20 protein-coding genes are annotated in these 22573 nt (G+C 67.6%); 2 read left to right on the forward strand and 18 right to left on the reverse strand.

The window, feature by feature from the left end; translation table 11 throughout:
* Nucleotides 1–16 precede the first annotated feature (16 nt).
* The 8 genes from HPC46_RS17800 to pheS all read right to left on the reverse strand — a co-directional run bounded on the left by HPC46_RS17800 (nt 17) and on the right by pheS (nt 9370).
* Nucleotides 17–502 (reverse strand): arginine repressor, encoded by a 486-nt coding sequence (locus HPC46_RS17800; RefSeq protein WP_179472239.1) that lies wholly within the window; start codon nt 500–502, stop codon nt 17–19.
* A complete protein-coding gene (argF, locus tag HPC46_RS17805; protein ID WP_179472241.1) occupies nt 499–1428 on the reverse strand; it encodes an ornithine carbamoyltransferase in 930 nt (309 codons plus the stop codon). Before argF ends, HPC46_RS17800 begins: the two co-directional genes overlap by 4 nt.
* The gene (locus HPC46_RS17810; RefSeq protein WP_179472243.1) at nt 1425–2591 is read right to left on the reverse strand and encodes an acetylornithine transaminase; all 1167 of its coding nucleotides are present in this window, start codon (nt 2589–2591) and stop codon (nt 1425–1427) included. Before HPC46_RS17810 ends, argF begins: the two co-directional genes overlap by 4 nt.
* A complete protein-coding gene (gene argB, locus HPC46_RS17815) occupies nt 2588–3460 on the reverse strand; it encodes an acetylglutamate kinase (protein WP_179472245.1) in 873 nt (290 codons plus the stop codon). The genes HPC46_RS17810 and argB overlap by 4 nt, the downstream gene beginning before the upstream one ends.
* On the reverse strand, nt 3457–4680 hold the full coding sequence (gene argJ / locus HPC46_RS17820) for a bifunctional glutamate N-acetyltransferase/amino-acid acetyltransferase ArgJ (RefSeq protein WP_179472247.1): 1224 nt from the start codon (nt 4678–4680) through the stop codon (nt 3457–3459). The genes argB and argJ overlap by 4 nt, the downstream gene beginning before the upstream one ends.
* Nucleotides 4677–5711 carry an N-acetyl-gamma-glutamyl-phosphate reductase gene (gene argC, locus HPC46_RS17825; protein ID WP_407665518.1) on the reverse strand — a complete coding sequence of 345 codons (1035 nt, stop codon included), beginning with the start codon at nt 5709–5711 and terminating at the stop codon, nt 4677–4679. Before argC ends, argJ begins: the two co-directional genes overlap by 4 nt.
* A 120-nt stretch (nt 5712–5831) precedes the next feature.
* Nucleotides 5832–8327, reverse strand: a complete 2496-nt coding sequence (gene pheT, locus HPC46_RS17830) for a phenylalanine--tRNA ligase subunit beta (protein WP_179472251.1) — start codon at nt 8325–8327, stop codon at nt 5832–5834.
* Nucleotides 8327–9370, reverse strand: coding sequence for a phenylalanine--tRNA ligase subunit alpha (gene pheS / locus HPC46_RS17835; protein WP_005149116.1), 1044 nt, complete (start codon nt 9368–9370; stop codon nt 8327–8329). The genes pheT and pheS overlap by 1 nt, the downstream gene beginning before the upstream one ends.
* Nucleotides 9371–9486: 116 nt before the next feature.
* Between pheS and HPC46_RS17840 the strand changes: the two genes are divergently transcribed.
* Nucleotides 9487–11067 (forward strand): FMN-binding glutamate synthase family protein, encoded by a 1581-nt coding sequence (locus tag HPC46_RS17840; protein ID WP_179472253.1) that lies wholly within the window; start codon nt 9487–9489, stop codon nt 11065–11067.
* On the opposite strand, the gene fdxA is transcribed toward HPC46_RS17840, so the two are convergent.
* Nucleotides 11064–11393, reverse strand: a complete 330-nt coding sequence (gene fdxA / locus HPC46_RS17845) for a ferredoxin (RefSeq protein WP_179472255.1) — start codon at nt 11391–11393, stop codon at nt 11064–11066. The genes HPC46_RS17840 and fdxA overlap by 4 nt on opposite strands.
* Nucleotides 11390–12958: a phytoene desaturase family protein gene (locus tag HPC46_RS17850; RefSeq protein ID WP_179472257.1), complete on the reverse strand. Its 1569-nt coding sequence runs from the start codon at nt 12956–12958 to the stop codon at nt 11390–11392. Before HPC46_RS17850 ends, fdxA begins: the two co-directional genes overlap by 4 nt.
* A 79-nt stretch (nt 12959–13037) precedes the next feature.
* Here HPC46_RS17850 and HPC46_RS17855 point away from each other — a divergent pair, with 79 nt between their 5' ends.
* The gene (locus tag HPC46_RS17855) at nt 13038–13628 is read left to right on the forward strand and encodes a TetR/AcrR family transcriptional regulator (RefSeq protein ID WP_005149111.1); all 591 of its coding nucleotides are present in this window, start codon (nt 13038–13040) and stop codon (nt 13626–13628) included.
* Here the strand turns inward: HPC46_RS17855 and HPC46_RS17860 are convergent.
* From HPC46_RS17860 to HPC46_RS17895, 8 genes are all read right to left on the reverse strand, one after another.
* Nucleotides 13625–15061: an MCE family protein gene (locus tag HPC46_RS17860; RefSeq protein ID WP_179472259.1), complete on the reverse strand. Its 1437-nt coding sequence runs from the start codon at nt 15059–15061 to the stop codon at nt 13625–13627. The two genes, HPC46_RS17855 and HPC46_RS17860, sit on opposite strands and share 4 nt — an antisense overlap.
* Complete coding sequence (locus HPC46_RS17865) at nt 15061–16191, reverse strand: MCE family protein (RefSeq protein ID WP_179472261.1); 1131 nt, start codon at nt 16189–16191, stop codon at nt 15061–15063. Before HPC46_RS17865 ends, HPC46_RS17860 begins: the two co-directional genes overlap by 1 nt.
* On the reverse strand, nt 16188–17423 hold the full coding sequence (locus HPC46_RS17870; protein ID WP_179472262.1) for an MCE family protein: 1236 nt from the start codon (nt 17421–17423) through the stop codon (nt 16188–16190). The genes HPC46_RS17865 and HPC46_RS17870 overlap by 4 nt, the downstream gene beginning before the upstream one ends.
* A complete protein-coding gene (locus HPC46_RS17875) occupies nt 17420–18514 on the reverse strand; it encodes an MCE family protein (protein ID WP_179472408.1) in 1095 nt (364 codons plus the stop codon). Before HPC46_RS17875 ends, HPC46_RS17870 begins: the two co-directional genes overlap by 4 nt.
* Nucleotides 18514–19539: an MCE family protein gene (locus HPC46_RS17880; protein WP_179472264.1), complete on the reverse strand. Its 1026-nt coding sequence runs from the start codon at nt 19537–19539 to the stop codon at nt 18514–18516. Before HPC46_RS17880 ends, HPC46_RS17875 begins: the two co-directional genes overlap by 1 nt.
* On the reverse strand, nt 19539–20729 hold the full coding sequence (locus tag HPC46_RS17885) for an MCE family protein (RefSeq protein WP_179472266.1): 1191 nt from the start codon (nt 20727–20729) through the stop codon (nt 19539–19541). The genes HPC46_RS17880 and HPC46_RS17885 overlap by 1 nt, the downstream gene beginning before the upstream one ends.
* A gap of 118 nt (nt 20730–20847) precedes the next feature.
* Entirely contained in the window at nt 20848–21645 is a 798-nt protein-coding gene (locus tag HPC46_RS17890) for a rhomboid-like protein (RefSeq protein WP_179472268.1), read from the reverse strand.
* A gap of 9 nt (nt 21646–21654) precedes the next feature.
* On the reverse strand, nt 21655–22545 hold the full coding sequence (locus HPC46_RS17895; protein ID WP_179472270.1) for an adenylate/guanylate cyclase domain-containing protein: 891 nt from the start codon (nt 22543–22545) through the stop codon (nt 21655–21657).
* Nucleotides 22546–22573: the final 28 nt, after the last annotated feature.

A 22573-nucleotide genomic window follows, 5' to 3' on the forward strand; every position in this document is an offset into this window, starting at 1 on the left:
CTTCTTCTTTTGGTCTCTAGTGGATGGTCTCGAACATGGCGGCCAGTTCCGCGCCGGTCATCGGCTCACGGGCCACCACAAAGATGGTGTCGTCGCCGGCGATCGTGCCCACGACGTCGGGCAGTGCCGCCCGGTCGATGGCGCTGGCGAGATAGTGTGCCGCGCCGGGCGGGGTGCGCAGCACCGCCAGGTTGCCGCTGGCATCGGTGGACACCAGGAGGTCGGCGAGCAGCCGCGAGACTCGTTCGGTGCCGCCGGACACCCCACGTACCGGGCTGCCGTCCTCGGGCACGACGTAGACGCCGACGCCTCCGTCGGCGCCGCGCAGCTTGACCGCACCGAGCTCCTCGAGGTCGCGCGAGAGCGTGGCCTGCGTGACGTCGATGCCCTCGTCGGCGAGCAGCGCGGCGAGCTCGCTCTGGCTGTGTACGGACTGCGACGACAACAACGCCACGATCCGGGCCTGGCGCCCGGCCCGGGTCGTACTGATCTCGCTGGTCATCGTCTCTCCAACAGCCACACCAGCAACGCCTTCTGGGCGTGCAGCCGGTTCTCGGCCTCGTCCCACACCGCGCTGTGCGGGCCGTCGATCACCTCATCGGTGATCTCGTGTCCGCGGTGCGCCGGAAGGCAATGCAGGACAACGACTTCGGAGTCGGCGTGGCCGAGCAGCGCCGCGTTGAGCTGGAACGGGCGAAACGGGATCACCCGATCCAGCCCGTCGTTCTCCTGCCCCATCGACGTCCAGGTGTCGGTGACCAGCACATCAGCACCCTTGGCGCCGGCGAGCGCATCCGCGGTCAGCGTGACGGAGGCACCGGTCTGTTGCGCCCGCCGTTCGGCGGCGGCGACGAACAACGGGTGCGGCTCGAACCCGGCAGGTGCGGCGATCGTGACGTGAATGCCTGCGGTGACGCCGCCGAGCATCAGCGAGTGCGCCATGTTGTTGGCGCCGTCACCGAAGTACGTCATCCGCAACCCGCTCAGCGATCCCTTACGTTCCTTCAACGTCTGTAGGTCGGCCAGCACCTGGCAGGGGTGGAACTCGTCGGACAGGGCGTTCACCACGGGAACCGTTGCCCCCGAAGCCATTGCATTGAGCCGCTGCTGGGCGAAGGTGCGCCAGACGATGGCGTCGACGTAGCGCGACAGCACCCGCCCGGTGTCCTCCAGCGTCTCCTCCCGGCCGAGCTGGGTGGCCCGGCCGTCGACCACGACCGCGTGCCCGCCGAGTTGCGCGATGCCGATCTCGAACGAGAACCGGGTGCGGGTGGAGTTCTTGTCGAAGATGACCGCCACCCCGCGCGGGCCCTCGAGCGGGCGCCGGCTCATCGGTTCCTTCTTGAGTTCGGCTGCCAGCTCCAGAATTTCGGCCTGTTCCTCGGGGGTCAGGTCGTCGTCACGCAGGAAGTTTCGCGGGGTGCTCATGGGGTCGCCTCATCCAGGATCGCCGGCAGTGCCGTCAGGAAATCGTCGATCTGTACTTCGGTGATGATCAGCGGCGGGGCCAGCCGGACGACGTCCGGCGCGGCGGCGTTGACCAGGAATCCGGCGTCGCGGGCGGCGGTTTCGACGGCCTTGCCCTGCGGGGCGGTCAACACAATGCCGCGCAGCAGACCGCGGCCCCGGACGTGGTCGACCAACGGATGGCCCAGCGACTCGATGCCGTGGCTGAGCGTCTTTCCCAGCAGGTCGGCGCGGCTGACCAGGTCTTCGGCGGCCAGCACCCGCAGCACCGCCAGCGCGGCAGCGGTGCACACCGGGTTGCCGCCGAATGTGCTGCCGTGCAGGCCGGGGGTCAGCAGGTCGGCGGTCGATCCGGTGGCCAGGCACGCCCCGATCGGCAGTCCCCCGCCGAGACCCTTTGCCAGCGTGACGATGTCGGGGACGATGCCGTCGTGCTGGTGGGCGAAGAACGAGCCGGTGCGCCCGACTCCGGTCTGCACCTCGTCGAGGACCAGCAGCGCGCCGCGCCGGCTGGTGATCTCGCGCGCGGCGACCAGGTACCCCTCGGGCGGGACGACGACGCCACCCTCGCCCATGATCGGTTCGAGGAACACCGCGGCGGTGTCGTCGGTGACGGCGGCATCGAGGGCGTCGACGTCGCCGTACGGCACATGCGTGACGTCACCGGGCAGCGGTTCGAACGGCGCCTGCTTGGTCGGCTGCCCGGTCAGTGCCAGGGATCCCATCGTTCGGCCGTGGAAGGCGCCTTGGGCGGCAACGAGTTTGGTGCGCCCGGTCAGCCGGGTGATCTTGAAGGCTACCTCGTTGGCCTCGGTGCCGGAGTTGCAGAAGAACACCCGCGCCGGGGTGCCGAGCTGCTCGACGAGTGCCTCGGCCAGCGCGACACCCGGTTCGGTGGCATACAGATTCGAGGTGTGGCCGAGCGTGTTCAGCTGGGTGGTGACGGCCTCGATGATCGCCGGGTGGCGGTGGCCGAGGATGTTGACCGCGATGCCGCCGAGCAGGTCGAGGTAGGACTTGCCGCTCTCGTCGGTGACGACGGCGCCGTCACCGCTGGCCAGACCGAGCGGCGGCGTGCCGTAGTTGTCCATCATGACGTCGGACCATCTGTCAGTGAGCGTCATGAGGGGATCACCTTCGTGCCGGTACCTTCGTCGGTGAACAGTTCGACCAGCACACAGTGTTCGACCCGGCCGTCGATCACATGCGCGCTGGGGACCCCGCCCTCGACCGCCCGCAGGCAGGCTTCGATCTTGGGGATCATGCCGGTTTCGAGGTTCGGCAGCAGCTCGGTCAGCAGCTCTGCGTCGATCTGGCTGACCAACGAATTCCGGTCGGGCCAACTGGTGTACAGCCCTTCGACATCGGTCAGCATCAACAGCTTCTCGGCACCCAGCGCCTTGGCCACCGCGGCGGCCGCCGTGTCGGCGTTGATGTTGTGCACCACGCCGTCGACGTCGGGGGCGATCGTCGAGATCACCGGGATACGGCCGGCGGCAATGAGATCCAGGATCGCCGCGGTGTTGACGTGTTCGACGTCGCCGACCAGGCCGATGTCGGTGAGTACGCCGTCGACGGTGACGCCGCGGCGCACCGCGGTCAAGAGCTGGGCGTCCTCACCGGTGATGCCGACCGCATACGGGCCATGGGCGTTGATGAGGTTCACCAGCTCGCGGCCGACCTGGCCGAACAGCACCATCCGCGCGACGTCGAGTACCTCCGGGGTGGTGACCCGGAAACCGCCCTTGAATTCCCCGTCGATCCCGAGCTTCTTGAGCATCGCGCTGATCTGCGGGCCGCCGCCATGCACGACGACGGGGTGAATACCGGCATTACGCAGGAACACCATGTCGTCGGCGAACGCGGCCTTGAGCCGATCGTCGGTCATCGCGTTGCCGCCGTACTTGACGACGACGATCTTGTTGTTGAGCTGCTTGAGCCACGGTAGCGCCTCGGCCAGGATCGCGGCCTTGGTGTTCACGGTCGCGGTCATGAGCTGTACGCCGAGTTCTCTTCGACGTAGGCGTGCGACAGGTCGGTGGTGCGGATGGTCGCCTGCCCGTTGCCGAGCTTCAGGTCGACGGTGACGTCGATGTCGGCACCGGACAGGTCCACGTCGCGAGCGCCCGGTGCGCCCGCGCCGTCTACGCACACCGGGAAGCCGTTGAACGACACGGTGATCCGCTGTGCGTCGATCTCGAACGGCACCATACCGACCGCAGCCAGCACGCGGCCCCAGTTCGGGTCGGAGCCGAACAGTGCGGTCTTCACCAGGCTATCGCGCGCGACGACCCGGGCCGCGGTGACGGCGTCGTCGTCGCTGGGCGCCCCGGTCACGGTGATCGCGACCCGTTTGGTGACGCCTTCGGCGTCGGCCTGCAGCTGCGCGCACAGGTCGTCGCAGACCCGCAGCACGGCAGCGTCGAGATCCTCTTGGCTGGGCGCGATCTCGCTCGCGCCGGAGGCGAGCAACAACACGGTGTCGTTGGTCGAGCAGCTGCCGTCGACGTCGAGTCGGTCGAAGGTCTTGGCGGTGGCCCGGCGCAGTGCGGTGTCCAGCGCGGCGGCATCGGCCACCGCATCGGTGGTCAGTACCACCAGCATGGTCGCCAGCGAGGGCGCCAGCATGCCGGCACCCTTGGCCATGCCGCCGACGGTCCAGTTCTCCCCGGTTTCCGGAGCGTGGTGCAGCGCAACCTGTTTGGGCACCGTGTCGGTGGTCATGATGGCGCGCGCCGCCTCGTCGCCGCCGGTGAGACCGCCGCCGAGTTCGTGGACGATCTCGGTGACGCCGGCCAGCACCTTGGTCATCGGAAGGCGGTCGCCGATCAGGCCCGTCGAGCAGATCGCAACCTCGACGGGCCCGGTCTCGGTGCCCCATTCAGACAACGCGGCCGCGACGGCTTCGGCGGTGGCGTGGGTGTCCTGGAAGCCGCCCGCGCCGGTGCAGGCGTTGGCGCCACCGGAATTCAGCAGCACCGCGCGCAGCCGGCCGGTGGTGAGCACCTGCTGGCTCCACAGCACGGGGGCGGCCTTGATCTGGTTGCGGGTGAACACCCCGGCCGCCGCGTAATCGGGGCCCTCGTTGAACACCAGCGCCAGGTCTAGGTTGCCGGACGCCTTGATGCCCGCCGCGATCCCGGTGGCACGGAAGCCCGCGGGCGCGGTAACCCCTTGTGTGCGAACCAGTTTGGTTTCATCAGTTTGTGTCACGGTGCCACCCCCACGATCGACAGCCCTTCGGTCTCCGCCCAGCCCAGCGCGAGATTCATCGACTGCACCGCCGCCCCGGCTGTGCCCTTGACCAGGTTGTCGATGGCGCACACCGCGACCAGAACGCCGGCGTCGGCGTCGACGGCCACTGCCAGTTGCGCGGCATTGCTGCCGATCACCGCACCCGTGCGGGGCAATTGTCCCTCGGGCAGCAGATGGATGAACGGCTCCGCGTCGTATGCCTTCTCGTACGCCGCGCGGATCTGCGACACCGGCGCCTGGGTGCGGGCCGTGCAGGTGGCCAGGATGCCGCGCGAGGTCGGAATCAGCACCGGGGTGAACGAGACGGTGACGTCTTTGGCCGTCACCGCGCGCAGCCCCTGCGCGATCTCCGGGGTGTGCCGGTGTGCGCCCGCGATGTTGTAGGCCCGCGCCGAGCCGATGACTTCCGAACCCAGCAGGTCGACCTTGGCGGCGCGACCGGCACCAGAGGTCCCACTGACCGCGACAACGGTGACGTCGGGTTCGACGAGGTCCTCGGCGACAGCGGGCACCAGGGCCAGCAGGGCGGCCGTCGGGTAGCAGCCGGGCACCGCGATCCGGCTGGCCCCACGCAGCCGGTCCCGGCCGCCGGGCAGTTCCGGCAGCCCGTACGGCCAGCTGCCCGCGTACGGCGTTCCGTAGAACCGCTCCCAGGCCGCGGAGTCGGTGAGCCGGAAGTCGGCGCCGCAGTCGACAACCAGCGTCTCGGGGCCCAACTGCTCGGCCAGGGCCGCGGAGTGGCCGTGCGGCAAGGCGAGGAAGACGACGTCGTGACCGGCCAGCACGTCGAGCCCGGTGGGCTCGAGCACCCGGTTGGCCAGCGGCAACAGATGCGGGTGATGCTCGGACAGCTGGGTGCCCGCACTGGCGGCGGCCGTGAGCGCGCCGATGGTCAGGCGGCCGTCCGCGTAGGCCGGATGCCCGAGCAACAAACGCAGAATCTCACCGCCGGCATAGCCGCTGGCGCCGGCAACCGCCACCGAAGTCATGCAGTGATTCTGCATGTTTATGCAAGGGTATGCAAATACATTCCAGGTGGGCTCGTCGAGATCGACGAAATGCGGCGATGTACTCGCGAAAGTTCTGCCGAATGTCGGTTCGGGAGGAAGTTAGCCCCGCAGTTCGGCGCCGACACGCTCGGCCGCCGCGGCCACCGCGGCGTCGCGGGCGGCGCTGGCCTCGTCCTCGGTCAGCGTCCGATCCGCCGCCCGGAAGCGCAGTGCCAAGGTCAGCGACTTGCGGTCCGCGCCGATCTGCGGGCCGGTGTACACATCGAAGAGCGCCACGTCCTCCAACAGCTCCCCGGCGCCGTCGCGCACCGCGTCGACCACGGCCGACGCCGGGACATCACTGGCCACCACCAGACTGACGTCCTGGAACACCGCCGGGAACGGCGACACCCGCGGTGCGGGCAGCGTTTCGGTGAGCGGAACGGCATCGAGGTCGAGCTCCACCGCGCAGGTGCCCTTCGGCAGGCCGGAGCGTTCGATCACCGACGGATGCAGTTGACCGGCGTGCCCGACGACCCGCCCGTCGACGAGAACCTCGGCACAGCGGCCCGGATGCCAGGGCAGCTGCTGGGCCGCCCGCAAAGTCACGTCCACACCGCAGGCGCGGGCGATCACCCGGACCGCCTCGAAGGCGTCGGCGGCCTCGACCGGGCGGCCCGGCCCCCACGGGCCGCGCGGTTCGCGCAGCCCGGTCAGCACGGCACCGACGTGAACGGGCTGGCTCGGCAGCGACGCATCCAACGCCGCGATCTCGTCATCGCTCGGTCGACGATGCGTCGGGATCAGCTCGACGCCCTTGGTCTCCTCGGTCGGATGTACCACCTGCGCGATACCGAACAGCGCGACATCGACGAAGCCGCGGGAAACGTTGCGGGACAACGCTTCCAGCAGCGCCGGCAACAGCGTGGTGGCCAGGTGCGGCCGCTCGGCCTCCAGCGGGTTGAGCACGGAGGTGGTGGCGCGCCGCGGATCATCGGCCGACAGGCCCCAGGTATCGAAGACCCCGGCTGGCAGGAACGGGGTCGGCAGCACCTCGACGTAACCCGAAAGGCCCAGCGACTTACCGACCGCGCGGCGGCGCTTCTGGCCCGCCGTCAGTCCACGTCCGGCCGGTGCGGTGGGCAGCACTGACGGGATCTTGTCGAGACCCTCCAGCCGCAGCACCTCCTCGACCAGGTCGGCGGGCTGCACCAGGTCGGGTCGCCAGCTCGGCGGGGTGACCACAAGGATGGCGCGGTCGGCGTCGTCCTCGACGACCTCGGCACCGATCTGCGTCAGCCGCTTCACCGCGGCGCCGCCCTCGTACTCGACGCCGGCCATCCGGTCGGGCAGGTCGAAACGCATCCGCACCGGCGCCGGTGACCAGTCGTCCCGCGGCGGGTCCCCGCGCCAGTCGGTCAGCGTGGGTTCGACGGTGCCGCCGGCGATTTCGGCGAGCAGCGCGGCACACCGGTCGATGGCGGCCACCGAGATGGCGGGATCGACCGAGCGTTCGTAGCGCCGGCCCGCCTCGCTCACGAGATGCAGGCGCCGGATCGTGCGGGACACCGCGGCGGGGTCCCAGACCGCGGCCTCGAGCAGGATGTCGGTGGAGTCGTCGTCGATCTCGGTGGTGCCCGCGCCCATGACACCGCCGATGGCCGCTGTCGCGACATCGTCGACGATCAGCACATCGGCCGGGTCGAGTTTGCGTTCGATGTCGTCGAGCGTGACGACGGTCTCCCCAGGCTTGGCGAACCGGACCGTGAATTCGCCGTTGATGCGGCTGCGGTCGTGGGCGTGCATGGGATGGCCGATTTCGAGCATCACGTAGTTGGTGACGTCGACCGCCGGCGAGATCGGTCGGATGCCGGACAGCATCAGCCGCCGGCGCAACCACCACGGCGACTGCGCTCCTGGGTCGATCCCGGTGACCGCTCGCAGTGCGAAACGGCTGACACCCGTACCGGATTCGACGGTGACCGGCAACGCCGGGCCCTCTGCCGGCAATGCGGGCACGTCGGCGGGGTCGACGAAGTCGAGGTCATAGGCACAGGCGATCTCGCGGGCGATGCCGCGTACCGACATGCAGTAACCCCGGTCCGGGGTGACGGCCAGGTCGAAGACCACGTCGTCGAGACCCAGGACGTCGACACCGGAGTCGCCGGGCTCCGCCGTCCCCGGCGGCAGCACGATGATCCCGGAATGGTCGGCGCCCAACCCTAATTCGGCGGCCGAGCAGATCATGCCGTCGGAGAGCCGGCCATAGGTCTTGCGGCTGGCGATGTGGAAATCACCGGGCAGGGTCGTGCCGGGCAGCGCTACCACGACGAGATCGCCGACCGCGAAGTTCGATGCACCGCAGACGATATCGCGGTCACCGTCCTCGCCGACGTTGACCTTGCACGCCCGGATCGGCTTCTTGAACTCGGTGAGCTCCTCGATCGCGGTCACCCGCCCGACGGTCAGCGGGCCGGACACCGGCCCGAGCGCGATGATGTCCTCGACCTCGTGGCCGACGCGGATCAGCGCCTGCTCCAGCTCATGTGGCTCCACGTGCCAGCCGGGAGCACCCTGCTGAACGACCTCACGCAGCCAGCTGTAGGGAAGGCGCATCAGACCCCGACCCCGAACGGCAGCGAGAAGCGGACGTCACCCTCGACCATGTCACGCATATCGGGAATCCCGTTGCGGAACTGCAGGGTTCGCTCCAGGCCCATCCCGAAAGCAAATCCGGAGTACATCTCTGGGTCGATCCCGGCCGCGCGCAACACATTCGGGTTGACCATGCCGCAACCGCCCCACTCCACCCAGCCGGCGCCGCCCTTCTTGTTGGGGAACCAGATGTCCACCTCGGCCGAAGGTTCGGTGAAGGGGAAGAAGTGCGGCCGCATCCGGGTGCGGGCGTCTGGACCGAATTCCGAGCGGGCGAACGCGTCCAGCGTTCCGCGCAGATGGGCCATCGTCAGGCCGCGGTCCACGGCGAGGCCCTCCACCTGATGGAACACCGGGGTGTGCGTGGAGTCGAGCTCGTCGGTGCGAAACGTGCGGCCGATCGAGACGATGTACACCGGCAGCTCGCGATCGAGCAGCGTGCGCACCTGCACCGGCGAGGTGTGAGTGCGCAGCAGCTGCCGTGACCCCTCCGGAGCGATGTGGAACGTGTCGGACTCGCTGCGCGCGGGGTGATCGGGCGGAAAGTTCAGCGCGTCGAAGTTGAACTGCTCGGTCTCGACCTCGGGGCCTTCGGCCAGCTCCCAGCCCATCGCGACGAAAGTGTCGGCGATGTGCTCGGCCAGGATCGTGATCGGGTGACGCGCACCGACGGGCTCGCGCGTCGACGGCAGGGTGACGTCGATGGCCTCGGCGACCAGGACGGCGGCGTCGCGCTCGGCGCGCAGTGCCGCCAGGCGCTCGTCGTAGCTGCGCTGGGCGTCCCCGCGGGCGAGGTTGACCAGCTTGCCGGCCTCGGAGCGGTCCTCCTTGGGCAGCCCGGCCAGTGCCTGGCGGGCCAGCGCCAGCGGCGCGCGGTCGCCGAGGTGCTCGGTCTTGGCACGGGCCAGCGCGTCCAGGTCGGTGGCCCGCTCGAAGGCGTGCCGGGCCGCGCTGACGGCCTTGGTCAACGATTCCTGCGACAGGTCGACGGGTTGTTCGCCCACGCGGCGAGACGCTCCTTGCACTTCCGGGTTGTTTGCACCACGGATGTGACGCAAGTGCCGATCATAGGTGATGCCAGAATGACGCCTCGCAGGCATTTCACCGGTAAGGATGTCCGATGCTCAGAGCTCTCGCCGTCGTCACCGTGTGGATGGTGGCCCTGGCCGTCGCCGGCCTGTCGCTGACATTCAGTCCCTGGTGGTGGCTGCTGGCGGCGCCGCTGGTCGCGGTGGCGGCCCTGGGCACCTGGGATCTGCTGCAGACCAAGCACACCCTCCTGCGGTCCTATCCGATCCTCGCGCACGCACGATGGCTGGCCGAGGCGCTGCGGCCGGAGATCCGGCAGTACTTCATCGAGTCGAACACCGAGGCCAGCCCGTTCGACCGGGAAACCCGCGACATGGTCTACGAGCGGGCCAAGGGCACCAAGAGCGACGAGCCGTTCGGCACCGAGCGGGATGTCAATGCGCTCGGTTATGAGTTTCTCCGGCATTCCCTGCGCGCCCACTTCGCCTCCGAACTGGCGCCCCGGGTGCGGCTCGGCGGGCCGGACTGTGCCCAGCCGTACGACATCGCGCTGCTCAACGTCTCGGCGATGAGCTTCGGGGCGCTGTCGGGCAATGCCATCGAGGCGCTGAACGGCGGCGCGGCCCGCGGCGGGTTCGCCCACGACACCGGCGAGGGCGGCATCAGCCCGTATCACCTCAAGCACGGCGGTGACCTGATCTGGGAGATCGGCTCGGGCTACTTCGGCTGCCGCGACACCGACGGGCACTTCGACGCCCGCCAGTTCGAGGAGAAGGCCGCGTGGCCGTCGGTCAAGGCCATCTCCATCAAGCTGTCCCAGGGCGCCAAACCCGGCCTCGGCGGGGTGCTGCCCGGTGCGAAGGTGAGCGCGGAGATCGCGGCGACCCGAGGGGTGCCGGTCGGCCGGACCGTCGTCTCGCCCCCCGCACACACCGCGTTTCACACGCCGGTGGAGATGATGCATTTCATTGCCACGCTGCGCAGTCTGTCCGGCGGTAAGCCGATCGGGTTCAAGCTGTGTATCGGGGCGCGCACCGAATTCCTGTCCCTCTGCAAGGGGATGCTGCACACCGGCATCACCCCGGACTTCATCATCGTCGACGGCGCCGAAGGCGGAACCGGTGCGGCCCCACAGGAATTCGAGGACCACGTCGGCATGCCACTGACCGAGGGACTGATGCTGGTGCACAACGCCCTTGTCGGGACCGGCCTGCGCCGCCACATCAGGATCGGCGCGTCGGGCAAGGTGGCCAGCGGGGTGGACATCGTGTCGCGGATCTGCCAGGGCGCGGATTTCACGATGTCGGCGCGGGCGATGATGTTCGCGGTCGGTTGTATCCAGGCGATGAAGTGCAACACCAACAAGTGCCCCACCGGCGTGGCCACCCAGGACAACGGCCGGGCGCGGGCGCTGTATGTCCCGGACAAGACGCAGCGGGTGGTCAACTTCCAGCGGGCGACCGTGGCCAGTGCCGCCCAGATCGTCGCGTCGATGGGCCTCGACGGGTTCCAGGAGCTGCAGCCCGCAATGCTCAACCGGCGCATCGAAGGTCAGCGCACCCGCACCTACGCCGAGATCTACGACTGGCTGATGCCCGGCGAGCTGCTCGAGGATCCGCCAGAGTCGTGGCGCTCGGACTGGATCGAGGCGTCGGCGGAGGAGTTCCGCTAGCCCGCTGCGGTATCCCGGCGCGGTTGCTGTGCGACGAACGGGGCGTCGAACGGTTGCCGTCCCAATATCCTTGCCCCGCCAGGTGATCCGAGGTCGGCGAAGAAGTCCGCGTTGGCGGTCACGTACGGCTGCCAATCCTCGGAGGCCTCGTCGACGTACACGATCGCCTCGACCGGGCACACGGGTTCGCACGCCGCGCAGTCGACGCACTCGTCGGGGTGGATGTACAGCATCCGCTCCCCTTCGTAGATGCAATCCACCGGGCATTCGTCCACGCACGCCTTGTCCCGGATGTCGATGCATGGTTCGCCGATGACGTAGGTCATGACGCCGCCAGATCGTCGAGCGCCGCGTACGCGGCGTTGTAGCCCGGCACGAACGTGATGCCGGGGCCGCCGTGGCACCCGGCACCGCCCAGATACAGCCCTTCGATCGGGATGGGGATATCGAGGAACCCTTTGGGGCCCGGCCGATTCGGCCCCATCAGATCGGGATGCAGCAGGCCGTGGCAGAAGTCGCCGTCGGGCGCACCGAACATCGTCTGCATGTGATACGGCGCGAAGGTGATGTGCCGGATCTGGATGTCCCTGAAGTTCGGCGCGAACTTGGTGATCTTGTCGATGACGGTTTCCGCCATCTCGTTCTTGAGGCGTCCGTGTTGTTCTCGGGGCGCGTCAACCGGGAACCCATAGGCGTACGCGCTGGCCGCGTGCTTCCCCTGGGGTGCGAGCGACGGGTCGGTGACCGAGGGGATCTGCATACCGAACGAGGGGTTGTCGGGGAGCATTCCGGCCCGGGCCATCTCCCATTGCCGTTGCTGCTCTTCGGGTGTCCCGAAGACGCCGACCGACTGCTGCATACCGGGTTCGTTGAGCAGCTCGTAGGGCGACGCGAATTCCGGGAGACCGTCCAGGGCGAAGTGCATCTGGATGAAGGTGGCCCGGTGGTCGCGTCCGGCCAGGCGCTCCACCAGATTGCCCGGTAGATGCTCTGGGCCGACCATGTCGATCAGGGTCAGGTCCGGGGACAGGTTGGACACCACGACCGGCGCACTCAGCACCGATCCGTCCCGCAACCGCACACCGGTGACCCGTTCGTTCTCCACGAGGATCTGGTCGACCTTGGTGCGATAGCGGATTTCACCGCCGAGCTCGGTGAACATTCGTTTGAGGTGGTCGCAGACGGCACCGATGCCGCCCTCGAGTTTGGTCATCATGGTGGCATTCATGTCGGGCACACCCATGGCGAACGCCAGACACGTTGCGCTGCCGGGTGTGAACGGTCCGCGATAGGTGGAGTTGATGGCCAAAAACGCCAGCATCCCGCGGATCGTCGCGTACTTGTCCTTGTCCGGAAAGTTGCGATCGATGACGTCCATGGCCGTTCCGAACAACATCTCGTGGATGGCGCGGCGCTCGGATTCGTTTGCCGCACAGGCATACATCTCGTCGAGGGTCTTCGGCGGCGTGCGAGCCTCGAACCGCCCGAGCGCCCGGGACGGACCGGTCGTCCATTCGAGCATCTTCGCCATGCCCAGCACCGAATCGGCGCCGTGCCGCTCGGACAGATGTGTCATGTATTTCATCGGGTCGCTGTAGAGAATCATCGGTTCCTCCCCGGCTTCGCCGAGGTTGACCGACTGGACTTCGGAGTGAACCTGCGGAATCGTGTGCAACTCCAAGGCCTCTGCGACTTCCGGTGCGGTCGGAAATTGCACTGAGCCGGCGATTTCGTAGCGGAACCCGTCGATCAACTCCACCGTGGCGGCCATGCCGCCGGAATAGGTGTTCTGTTCCAGAACAATCGTCCGCACCCCCCGGCGTTGCAGAACAGCCGCCGCGGTCAGGCCGTTGTGGCCGGCCCCGACGACGATCGCGTCGTAATCACTCATTGCTGGTTTCTCCTCACTTGATGGGACAGATGTCGAGACTGCGGTGAATTGACGAAAAGGATTGTGCGAAAATGTCGTAATGACGAACGCGCACGAGCGACGCAGAACTTCGACGCGCGAGGCGCTGCGCGAGGTGGCGTTGGCGCGATTCGCTCGCGACGGTTTCGCCAATGTGACGGTCGCTCAGCTCGCCGACGACGCCGGCGTCACCCAGCGCACGTTCTTTCGGCACTTCCCGACCAAAGAGGCGGTGCTGTTCCAGGACTACGAGACTCAACTCGAATGGTTCGCCGAGGCTTTGGCGCGGCGCCCGGCCAACGAATCGATCTTCGACGCGGTGCTGGGTAGTGTGGTCAGCTTCCCGCACGACCTGGAGATCGTCCGCCAGGCCGCCATCCTGCGGGCGACCCTGCTCGACGGCGAGCGCACCGCAGGTCACCTTCGGGTGGTTCAGACGTCGTTCGCCGAGGTGCTGACCGAGTTCGTCAGGCGCCGCTACCCCGAACTGCCCGATGTCGACCTGATCGCCGAAGTGGCCGGGGCCGCATTGGCCGCCGCCCTTGTCGCCGCGGTGGAGCGCTGGGGCCGCGACGGCTGCACGACCGACCTGCGCGAGGTCGTCTCCACGAGTGTCGACCTGGTGCGGTCCGGTCTGGCGCCGCTGACCTAACACGGCAGCAGGTCTTTCCACGACGCCGGCGCCGTCGGCGGCGCAAGGTCCGACTGCACATAGCGATGCCCGTCGGGCGTGACAAAGCTGCCCGTTGCCGGGTTGTACGGCACAACCGATACCGGTGCGGGGCCATCGGTGGTCCCGAACCCGCTGGGCGCCGCCCCGGGAACCCTGCTGTCCGGCGGAACACCCTGCGCTATCAGATTGGGGTCCAGCGGATAAGGGCCGACCGCATGCTGGCGAACCGCAGTCGGCACGAACGGCTGGTCGCTGTCACAGATCTCGGCGGTCGGCGCTCGCTTGCCCGGCCTGCCGACGCACGGGTAGTTTCTGGCACCGCGGACCGCGATCGGAGAGTCCTGCGGCAGTTTGCAATACAGACCGTCCGGGGTGTCCATCGTCGTCGTGTCGGCCGGAGACCGCCAGGACGACGGTGGCAGGAATCCGACGGTGCACGGCGGTGGGTCACCCAGCGTGATCGCGAACTCCCCCACCGGTAATCCCGTCGGGTTGTTGGTCGGCAGGCCGAACGCCTGGGTGCTGGCGATCGCCGGCGGCAACAGCACGAGCAACTGCTCGAGCGACGAGTTGTAGGTGACCAGGATCTGACCGACGGCGCTCAGGCTGGCCAGTAGGACCGGCAGCGTGGGCTTGACCTGTTCGAGCAGGCGGGTCACCTCGTTCGCGGCGGCCGGACCGGTACCCAGCACAGCGCGTACCTGATCGTCGTCGTCGGCCACCGTCTGGGTGACATCGGCCAGGCCGCGTGCCCACACCTGCAGCGAATCCGTTGTGGCGACCTGTGAATCGAGTAGTGGCACCGCGTCGTCGATCAACATCCGGGCGCGATCACCGACACCGCTGATCCTGCCGACCACGGTGGCCGAGGAGTCCACCAGCGAGGAAAGGTCGTAGCCCGCGCCGCGCAGCCCCGTGTCCGACTCATCGATCAAGAGCGAGAGCTTGTCTCCGGGAATGCTGTTGACCAGAGCACTCACCCGATCGAGCATCGGGCCGACCGCTTGCGGAACCGTGCTCTGCTGCCGTCCGATCACCGACCCGTCGTGCAGATATGGGCCTGACGCGCTCTGCGGCCGAAGATCCACGTACTGTTCGCCGATCGCCGAGGCGCTGCGGACCTCCGCCCGTAGGTCGACCGGGATCTTGGGCGAAGTGTCCAGCGACAGGGTCGCTTCCGCACCCTGTTTGGTCAACCTCAATGCAGTGACCTTGCCGACTTGCACACCGCGGTACGTCACATTCGAAAACCGGTACAGACCGCCGCCACTGGGCAGTTGCAGGGTGACGGTGATCTTCCCGATCCCCAACAGGGTCGGAACCTGAAGGAATACGAAGGTCATCAGCAGCAGTCCGACAAGGGAGACGATTCCGAAGATCACCAGCTGGATGCGAATGAGCCGCGTCAGCATCAGCGACCTCCGCCTGCCGGCGCGGGTTCCGGCGCGATACCGGTCCGCAGCGGATCGTAGGTGTAGTTGAGGTACCACGGATCACCGGGCGCCGGAATCAGTTTGGCGTCTTGGTCGCCCCATCGGGTACCCAGGAACAACGTTCGTTTCAATCGCGGAACCGTCAGATCGGCGACCAGGAACATGTTCACGTAGTCACCGCGGACGGCACGGTCGATGTAGCTCTGGCTGTACGGGTAGGTGACGGCGAAGGCGAGTGCGGTGTCGAGCTCGGGGCCGACGTCGGCCAGCGCCTTGACCGTCGGCTCGAGATTGCGCAGGTTCGTGACGAGGTCGTCCTGGGCGGCGTTGATCAGATCAGTGGTCGACTCGCTGAACGTGCGCAGCTTCTCCAGCGCGGCGACGATGCGTGGTCGTTCCCGGATCAGGACGTCGAGTGCGGCCGGAACATGGTGCAGCGCACGGCTGATCACCTCCTGCTGCTCTGCGAACGTGCCGGTGAACCTGTTCAGCTGGTGAATCATGTCGATCAGGTCGGCGCGCTGGCTGTCCAGTGTGCCGACGAAGGTGTCCAGCCGCCGCAACAGGTCTCGCACCTGATTTTGCCGTCCGGACAGCGCGGTGTTGGCGTTGCGGATCACGTCACCGATCTGGCCCAATCCCCCGCCGTTGACCACCGCCGACAACGTCGACAATGTCCGCTCGGTGGACGGATACGTCGACGACTTGCTCAGCGGGATCGTCGCTCCCGGCTGCAGCCGGCCTGCCGGCGGCACGCCCACCGGCGGGTCGAGTTCCAGATGCATGGAACCAAGCAAGCTGGTCTGCCCGACCGTGGCGACGGCGTTGGCGGGCACCGCGACGTCGGGACGGACGAACACCTCGACGTCGGCGTGCCAGTCACGCAGCCGCATGGCTCCCACCGTTCCGACCACGACGTCGGCGACGAGGACCGGTGAATTCGATTCCAGCATACCGACATTGGCGATCTCGATGTGAAATACGCTCGCTCCGTTCCTGTCCTGCGTGCCCGGTAGCGGCAAGGAGTTCAGCCCCCGGAATCCGCATCCGGAGGCGCCGGACGCGATGAGCACGACCGCCGCCGTAGCCCAGAGGCGCTGATGTCTCACGGCGTCCCCTGATAGGCCGAGATGGCAGGCGGGGTCTCGGCGGGACCGGGCGCAGGTCCCGATCCGCCGGGCGCGAGCGCCGGATCAGAGTAGAGAAGATTCTCCGGGGACGGCGCCTTCATCAGATATGGGCTCATCGGGAACGGCACCAGGTTGAAGCTGAGCAACTGCAGCGCCGGGCCGAGGTATTGCGCGCATAGCTTGCCGGTTTCCGGTGCCGTGGCGTTCTCGATGGCACCGATCTGCCCGCAGATGAACTGGATGGGATTGGCGAAGTCGTTGAACACGATGGACCCGATGTTGTCTCCGGTGTCCGGGTTGTACACGTTGTAGTAGTTGGCGAACGCATTGGGCGCGACGTGCAGCAGTTGCTCGAGGCTCTTGCGGTTGTCGGCCAGGTTCCGGGTGACGTCGGTCAGCCGCTGGACCTGTTCGACGGTCAGTTCCCGGCTTTCGCCGACGAAGCGCGTGGCATCCACCGTCGCGGTCGCCAGATCGCGCAACGCGGCGTCGAGGTCGTCGGTGTGGTCGTCCAGCGTGCCCGTCAACGCGGCCAGACGGTGTTCGAAGTCGACGATCGCGCCGCTGCTGTCGTGCAGCGCGGTCACCAGGTTCTGCAGCCCGGTGATGATGTCGACGACGTTGCCGCTGCCGTCGGCGAAAATGCGGGCCACCGCTGACAGCTGAGCCAGCATCTGGCGCAGCTTGATGCCGTTGCCGCCCATGGCAGTAGCGGTGTCGTCGATCAGCCGGGCCAGTGCCGGCCGCGCCGATTCACTGCTGGGCCCCAAATCGGTTGACAGGCGCATCAACTGGGTTTTGACATCGTCCCACTCGACCGGGACGGCCGTTCGCTCCACGGGAATGACCGCACCGGAGGGCATCGTCGGTCCGCTGTCCCGATAGGCGGGCGTCAACTGCAGATAGCGGGCCGCGACGAGGTTCTGCGCGACGATGACGGCGCTGGCGCCGGCCGGAATCGACACCCCGGATTCGATACTGAGCACCATCTTCACCTGCTTGCCGACGGGCTCGATGGAATCGATCGTGCCCACCTTGACCCCGGATACGCGTACCTCGTCACCGGCATAGATCGCGGTGGCGGCGGTGAAGTAGGCCGTGATCTTCGTCGCGGGAAAGTAGGTGTGACGGATCACCAGCGCAGTACTTGCCGCACCGAGCGCGACCAGCAGTGCGGCTGTCGCGGCGATCACTCTGCTGCGGACGCTCACCGTTGCCCCTCCTGGGGTTGCGGGGGAATCCCGTTGTAGGGGAAGGGGAATTCTGCGCGGGGTCCGGCATTGTCGGGCGGCTGTCCGGCGTTGGTACCCCGGCGGAAGCCGAAGGCGTAGTCGAAGAACGGCTGCAGGAACTCCGCGGGTATGACGTTGGCGGTGTAGGCCTGGTAGTAGAAGCCGCTCGACACGGCCTCGCCCATGGTGATCTCGTATTTGGCCAGCCCGGGCAGCGCCTTGGCGATGTTGTCGCTGTTCTTCTGCAGCACCGCCATCACCGAATTGAGCTTCTGCAGGGTGGGCGTCAGCTTGGCTTCGTTGTCGTGGACCAGACCCGATAACTGCCTGCTCATCGCCGAGGTGTTGGCCAGCAGGTCGGCGATCGCCTGGCGCCGCTGGGCCAGCACCGCCACCAGGTCGGCGCCGTTGAGGATGAGCGCATTGACCTGTTCTCGGCGTTCGGACAGCACTCCGGTGAGATCGGCTGCGCTGCGCAGGAGTTCGCGCAGGGTGTCATTGCGGTCATTCATCGACCGGGACAACCGGGTCAGGCCCTCCAACGTCGGCCCCAGCTGCGGCGCCATCGCGTCGATGGTGTCCGAGAGGGTCTCCAGGGACTGGTTCAGCGATGCGGTATCCAGCCCGGCCGCGTTCGTGGTGAGATCGCCGACGGCATCGGTGAGCACATAGGGCGAGGACGTCCGCGACATCGGAATCGGCTCGGAGGGTTTCTGCGCACCCGTGCCCGCCGGAACCAGCGTCACGATCCGCGCGCCGAGCACGGTACCGGTCTTGATGTGCGCGGTGGTTTGCGATCCCAGATGCACGGTGCCGTCGATGGTGAACGTCACCAGCGCATCGCCGCGCAGCAGTGACACTGCCGAGACGGTACCGACCTTGATGCCGGAGATCACCACATCGTTGCCGGCCACCAGGCCACCGGCTTCACCGAACACCGCCTGGTATCGCACCTGGGTCGCCCACGACCACAGCCGCTGCGGCGCCAGGCCGACGAGCACGACCAGAACTGCAACCGCGAGTCCGATGAATCCGGCCCGAATCAATCGTCCGCCACGGTATTTCAGCATCACGGCTCAGCGCACCTTCCGCTCTCCTGCTTGAGCCACGGGAACACTGCCGTCCGGCCCTCCAAGTCGGTCACTCGCACCGACATGCCGCACACATACATCTGGATGAAGCTGCCGTACGCGCCGAGGCGGGTCAGTTTGCGGTAGTTCTCGGGCGCCTTCGCCAGCGCGCGATCCACTCGGTCCTTGTCCTGGTCCAAAAGTGGCGCGAGGCGGCTCAATTCGCTGACCGCACCGGCGAGCGGCGGTCGTGCGTCGGTGAGCAGACCGGCCAGCGACGCCGTACCCGCGTCGAGGGCGTCGATGGCCGCGCCGATCGGATCGCGGTCGTCGGCGAATCCGGTGATCATCTTCTCGATGCGATCTATCGCGGTCGAGAAGCGCTCCCCCTCGGCGGTCAGCGCCGACAGCACGACTTTCAGATTGTCGATCAGCGCCGCGATGACTCTGTCGTTGTCGGCCAGCGCGTTGGTGAACGACGATGTCTTGGCGAACAAGGAATCCACGGTGCCGCCCTGCCCCTGCAGGATCTGCACCAGCGAGGTGGTGAGCGCGTTGACGTCCTGCGGACTCAGGCTCTGGATCACCGGCTTCAGACCACTGAGCAACAGATCGAGGTCGAGAGCCGGCTGGGTGCGATCGATGGGAATCTGGGAGCCCGCGGGTAGCGTCGCCGTAGGTCCCGGCGCGTCCACCAATTCCAGGTAGCGGTCGCCGACCAGGTTGAGATAGCGGACAGCCGCCTGGGTTGCGGTGGTCAGCACCACGTCTCGGTCGGCCTCGAAGGTGACGAGGGCGGTGGCGTCGCCGCGCAGCGTCACGGTGTCGACAGTCCCGATGCGAATCCCGGCGGCTCGCACACTGTCGCCGGCCTTGAGCCGGGACACGTCGGCGAACACCGCGGAGTACCCGTTGGTGCGACCGGTGCGGTACTGCGCGAAGGTCATGAACAGGAATGCCGTTGCCACAACCATCACGACCGCGAAAGCGGTGAACTTCAACCCCGTTGCCCGCAGCGACCGCATCAGCCCGGCTGCCCGATCTGCGCGGAGTTGCGCGGCGGGCCGTCGATCGGGCCGTACAGGATCTGTTTGAGCCCATCGGAATTGAGCAGAACGCCCTGGTTTCCGTACTGTGCCGGGTTGGCCCCGACATCGGTGACCAGGAACGGCGGCTTGGTGTTCGGCGTCAGGTGCGGCAGTCCCTGGTCCGCGCAGTGCGGTCCGCCCTTGGCGGCGACCTTGGGCAGGTCAGCGGGATAGCGATACCGCTCCAAACCCATCGTGAAGCTCACCGACACGACGGCACCGGGGTCAGGTTGGGGCGGTGCGAGGGCGATCGGCACCAGGCCGGCCAGCGTGCAATTCAGGGCTTCGCGGTAGCGGTTGGTCAGATCGGTGGTGGGCACCAGCAGGTGCAGCACTTCTGTCAGCGCCTGCCGGTTCCCGTCGACGACCTCGGACCCGGTGCCGGCCAGCCCGATAGCGCTGAGCAACAACGCATCCAGATCGTCCTGCCGGTCGACGAGGGTCTGGCTGATCCGAATCGCATTGTCGGCGGTCCTGATCAGATCAGGCGCGGCGTCAGCGTAGGCACCGGCAGCCACATTCGCCGCGTCGATGTCGTGACTCAGGTTGTCGAGACCGGGTTCGAGCCGGGCCAGCAGCGTGTCGAAGTCCGAGAACATCTGGCCGAGCCGCTCACCCCGTCCGTCCATCGCCCCGGAGAGAGCGCCGAGAATTTCATTGAGCTTCTCCGGCTGCACTTTTGACAGCACCGCCGTCAGTTGTTGGAAGACGGTGTTGATCTCCACCGTGACGTCGGCGGCTTCGATGACCTGGCCGGAGCGCAGCGGCTGAGCCGACGGTTGGGCGGGCGCGGTCAGTTCGACGAGCTTGGCGCCGAACACCGTGGGTGATGTGATGTCGACCTGAACGTTGCCGGGGATCAGGGACAACTGCTCCGGATCGATCGAGAGATGAAGCACCGCTTGACCATTCGGATCCTGGTCGATCGATGCCACCGTGCCGACCTGGACGGCACGCATTTTCACCTTGGCTCCGGGGTTCATCACCAACCCGGCGCGCGGTGCGACCACGGTGATCGGCACACCCGAGGTGACGTCGCCGCGAAACATGACCACCGCTGCGCCGACGGCAGCGACCAGCAGGACGACCGATGCCAGCCCCACTGCGGGGCGAACAGCGCTTCGCAACGTCGACCTCCCTGGCTCCAGAGAATTCGTACCACATCGGTGTCATAACTGACTAGATATATGTCACATATGACGCGGTACTGGCGCGCAGGGTATCGCAGAAGGTTCGAGAAGGGAGTTATGAGCCGGCGGGTTGCGCAGTGGCCGCGCCGGCCAACGCCCGCCGGACCGCCCTACGGCGGGCGACGCGGGCGGCCGCCAGCGCGCCCAGCACGCCGAGCGTCGCTGTCGTCAGGATCGACAGCCCGGTGTTGGCCATGATCAGGTAACCGAAGGCCATCGCGACGGCGAGCAGCGCGTACCGCGCGGTGGTCCAGTGCGCCGGGTGACCGAAGCGGGTGCCCACCACCATGCCCAGGACCAGGGCAACACCATGGCCGACATTGGTGAAGTCGCCGCCGGAGCTGATCGCTGAACCGAACGCCACGGCCAGCCACCAGCCGGTCCACGCCGCCCGCCAGCGCTGCGGGATCGCCGCGGTGAGTGCGCCCAACACGCCCACTGCGCCGTAGCTCATGCCGACATCGGTGACATTGGCAACCGACCAGGACGCCAGCCCGGCGCCCAGCGCCGCGGCCAGCCCGGCCGCCACCAACAACGTCGCCCCGACGTGGCCGACGACGAACGCGACGACCATCCGGCGGCTGCGCCACAGCAGTTCGGCGAGCCCGAGAATTGCGAACAAACCGGGCAGCCAGACGTAGATCGGGCCCTGCTCGGTGACGAAGGCACTGCCGATCAGCGTGCCGAAGCGGCCGTGCCCAAGATTGTGAAGATTGGTGCTCGCGCGCCAGATGACCTGGTCACGGACGTGTGGCCCCAGCGCCAGCAGTGTGGCCGCCACCGCCAGCAGCGCTGCGGAGTAGCCCAACGTGACCCGAACGCGGTCCAGCCGCGAGAACAGAGCGAAAACCATCTCCACCCACTATGCCTGGGCTTCGAGGTCGTCGGCGTCGTCCTCGGCCGGCAGATCCCTGCGGGTTTTGAGGCGATACATCACCAGATCGGTCGGCACACCGGTGGCGCGCGGCGCGAAGACCTGGCGCCTGATCTTCTTGACCGTCACCCCGAGCGACTCGAGTTGTTCGGCATCGATCAGCTCCAGCGTCTTCTCCGACACGATGAGCCCACCGCGGGTGGCACGGTCCATCACCCGCGCGGCGATGTTGACGTCCACGCCCAGCCAATCCGAGCCGATGCGCTGCGGACGGCCGGTATGGATACCGGCACGCATCCGCGGTGTATATCCGTCTACCTCGACGGTTCGGACGGCGTCGCGGGCCGCCATCGTGGCGCGCACCGCCGTCACCGGATCGGTGAAAACGGCCATGATGCCGTCGCCCATCCGTTTGACGATGTGCCCGCCCGCGTCGAGCAGCGGCGGCTCGGCCACCTGGGCGACCCGGCGCAGCAACCGCAGCGTCGCGTCGTCGCCGGCCTGCAGCGACCAGCTGGAGAACCCGACGAGGTCGGTGAAGACCAACGTCACCTCGCGGTTGGCCGGCCGGCCGGAAACCCGTTCGGTGAGCGCCTGCCAGAGCTGCAGGGTGGCCAAGCTCACCTCGCGGGTGGCAGCCTCCCGATCGCGCAGCAACCGGTCGGCAGCACGCGCGGCGGCACGGGCACCGCCCTCGCCGGCCGCCGAGAGTGGATCCCCGAAGTCCGGGTCGCCGGGCAACATCCGCCGGGCACGACGAACCAGGGCGATGACGCCCGGATTGTGGTTGGTGTTGTGCCACCACGCAGCGGGCCCACGCCCGGGTTGGCTGACGTCAACGAGGGAATCGGGTTGATCGTCGAACGGCTCGACGTCCACGAGATCCAGCCTAGGGAACGGATTTCGG

The organism is Mycolicibacterium vinylchloridicum (assembly GCF_013404075.1).
GTDB classification, from domain to species: Bacteria; Actinomycetota; Actinomycetes; order Mycobacteriales; family Mycobacteriaceae; genus Mycobacterium; species Mycobacterium vinylchloridicum.

Coding starts and splice junctions, on each gene's coding strand:
- HPC46_RS17860 (WP_179472259.1), bottom strand. CDS start 15,061: ATGCTGACGCGGCTCATTCGCATCCAGCTGGTGATCTTCGGAATCGTC.
- HPC46_RS17855 (WP_005149111.1), top strand. CDS start 13,038: ATGACGAACGCGCACGAGCGACGCAGAACTTCGACGCGCGAGGCGCTG.
- HPC46_RS17850 (WP_179472257.1), bottom strand. CDS start 12,958: ATGAGTGATTACGACGCGATCGTCGTCGGGGCCGGCCACAACGGCCTG.
- HPC46_RS17890 (WP_179472268.1), bottom strand. CDS start 21,645: ATGGTTTTCGCTCTGTTCTCGCGGCTGGACCGCGTTCGGGTCACGTTG.
- HPC46_RS17875 (WP_179472408.1), bottom strand. CDS start 18,514: ATGCTGAAATACCGTGGCGGACGATTGATTCGGGCCGGATTCATCGGA.
- HPC46_RS17810 (WP_179472243.1), bottom strand. CDS start 2,591: ATGACGCTCACTGACAGATGGTCCGACGTCATGATGGACAACTACGGC.
- argB (WP_179472245.1), bottom strand. CDS start 3,460: ATGACCGCGACCGTGAACACCAAGGCCGCGATCCTGGCCGAGGCGCTA.
- HPC46_RS17840 (WP_179472253.1), top strand. CDS start 9,487: ATGCTCAGAGCTCTCGCCGTCGTCACCGTGTGGATGGTGGCCCTGGCC.
- pheT (WP_179472251.1), bottom strand. CDS start 8,327: ATGCGCCTTCCCTACAGCTGGCTGCGTGAGGTCGTTCAGCAGGGTGCT.
- argF (WP_179472241.1), bottom strand. CDS start 1,428: ATGAGCACCCCGCGAAACTTCCTGCGTGACGACGACCTGACCCCCGAG.
- fdxA (WP_179472255.1), bottom strand. CDS start 11,393: ATGACCTACGTCATCGGCGAACCATGCATCGACATCCGGGACAAGGCG.
- HPC46_RS17800 (WP_179472239.1), bottom strand. CDS start 502: ATGACCAGCGAGATCAGTACGACCCGGGCCGGGCGCCAGGCCCGGATC.
- argC (WP_407665518.1), bottom strand. CDS start 5,711: ATGACTTCGGTGGCGGTTGCCGGCGCCAGCGGCTATGCCGGCGGTGAG.
- HPC46_RS17880 (WP_179472264.1), bottom strand. CDS start 19,539: ATGCGGTCGCTGCGGGCAACGGGGTTGAAGTTCACCGCTTTCGCGGTC.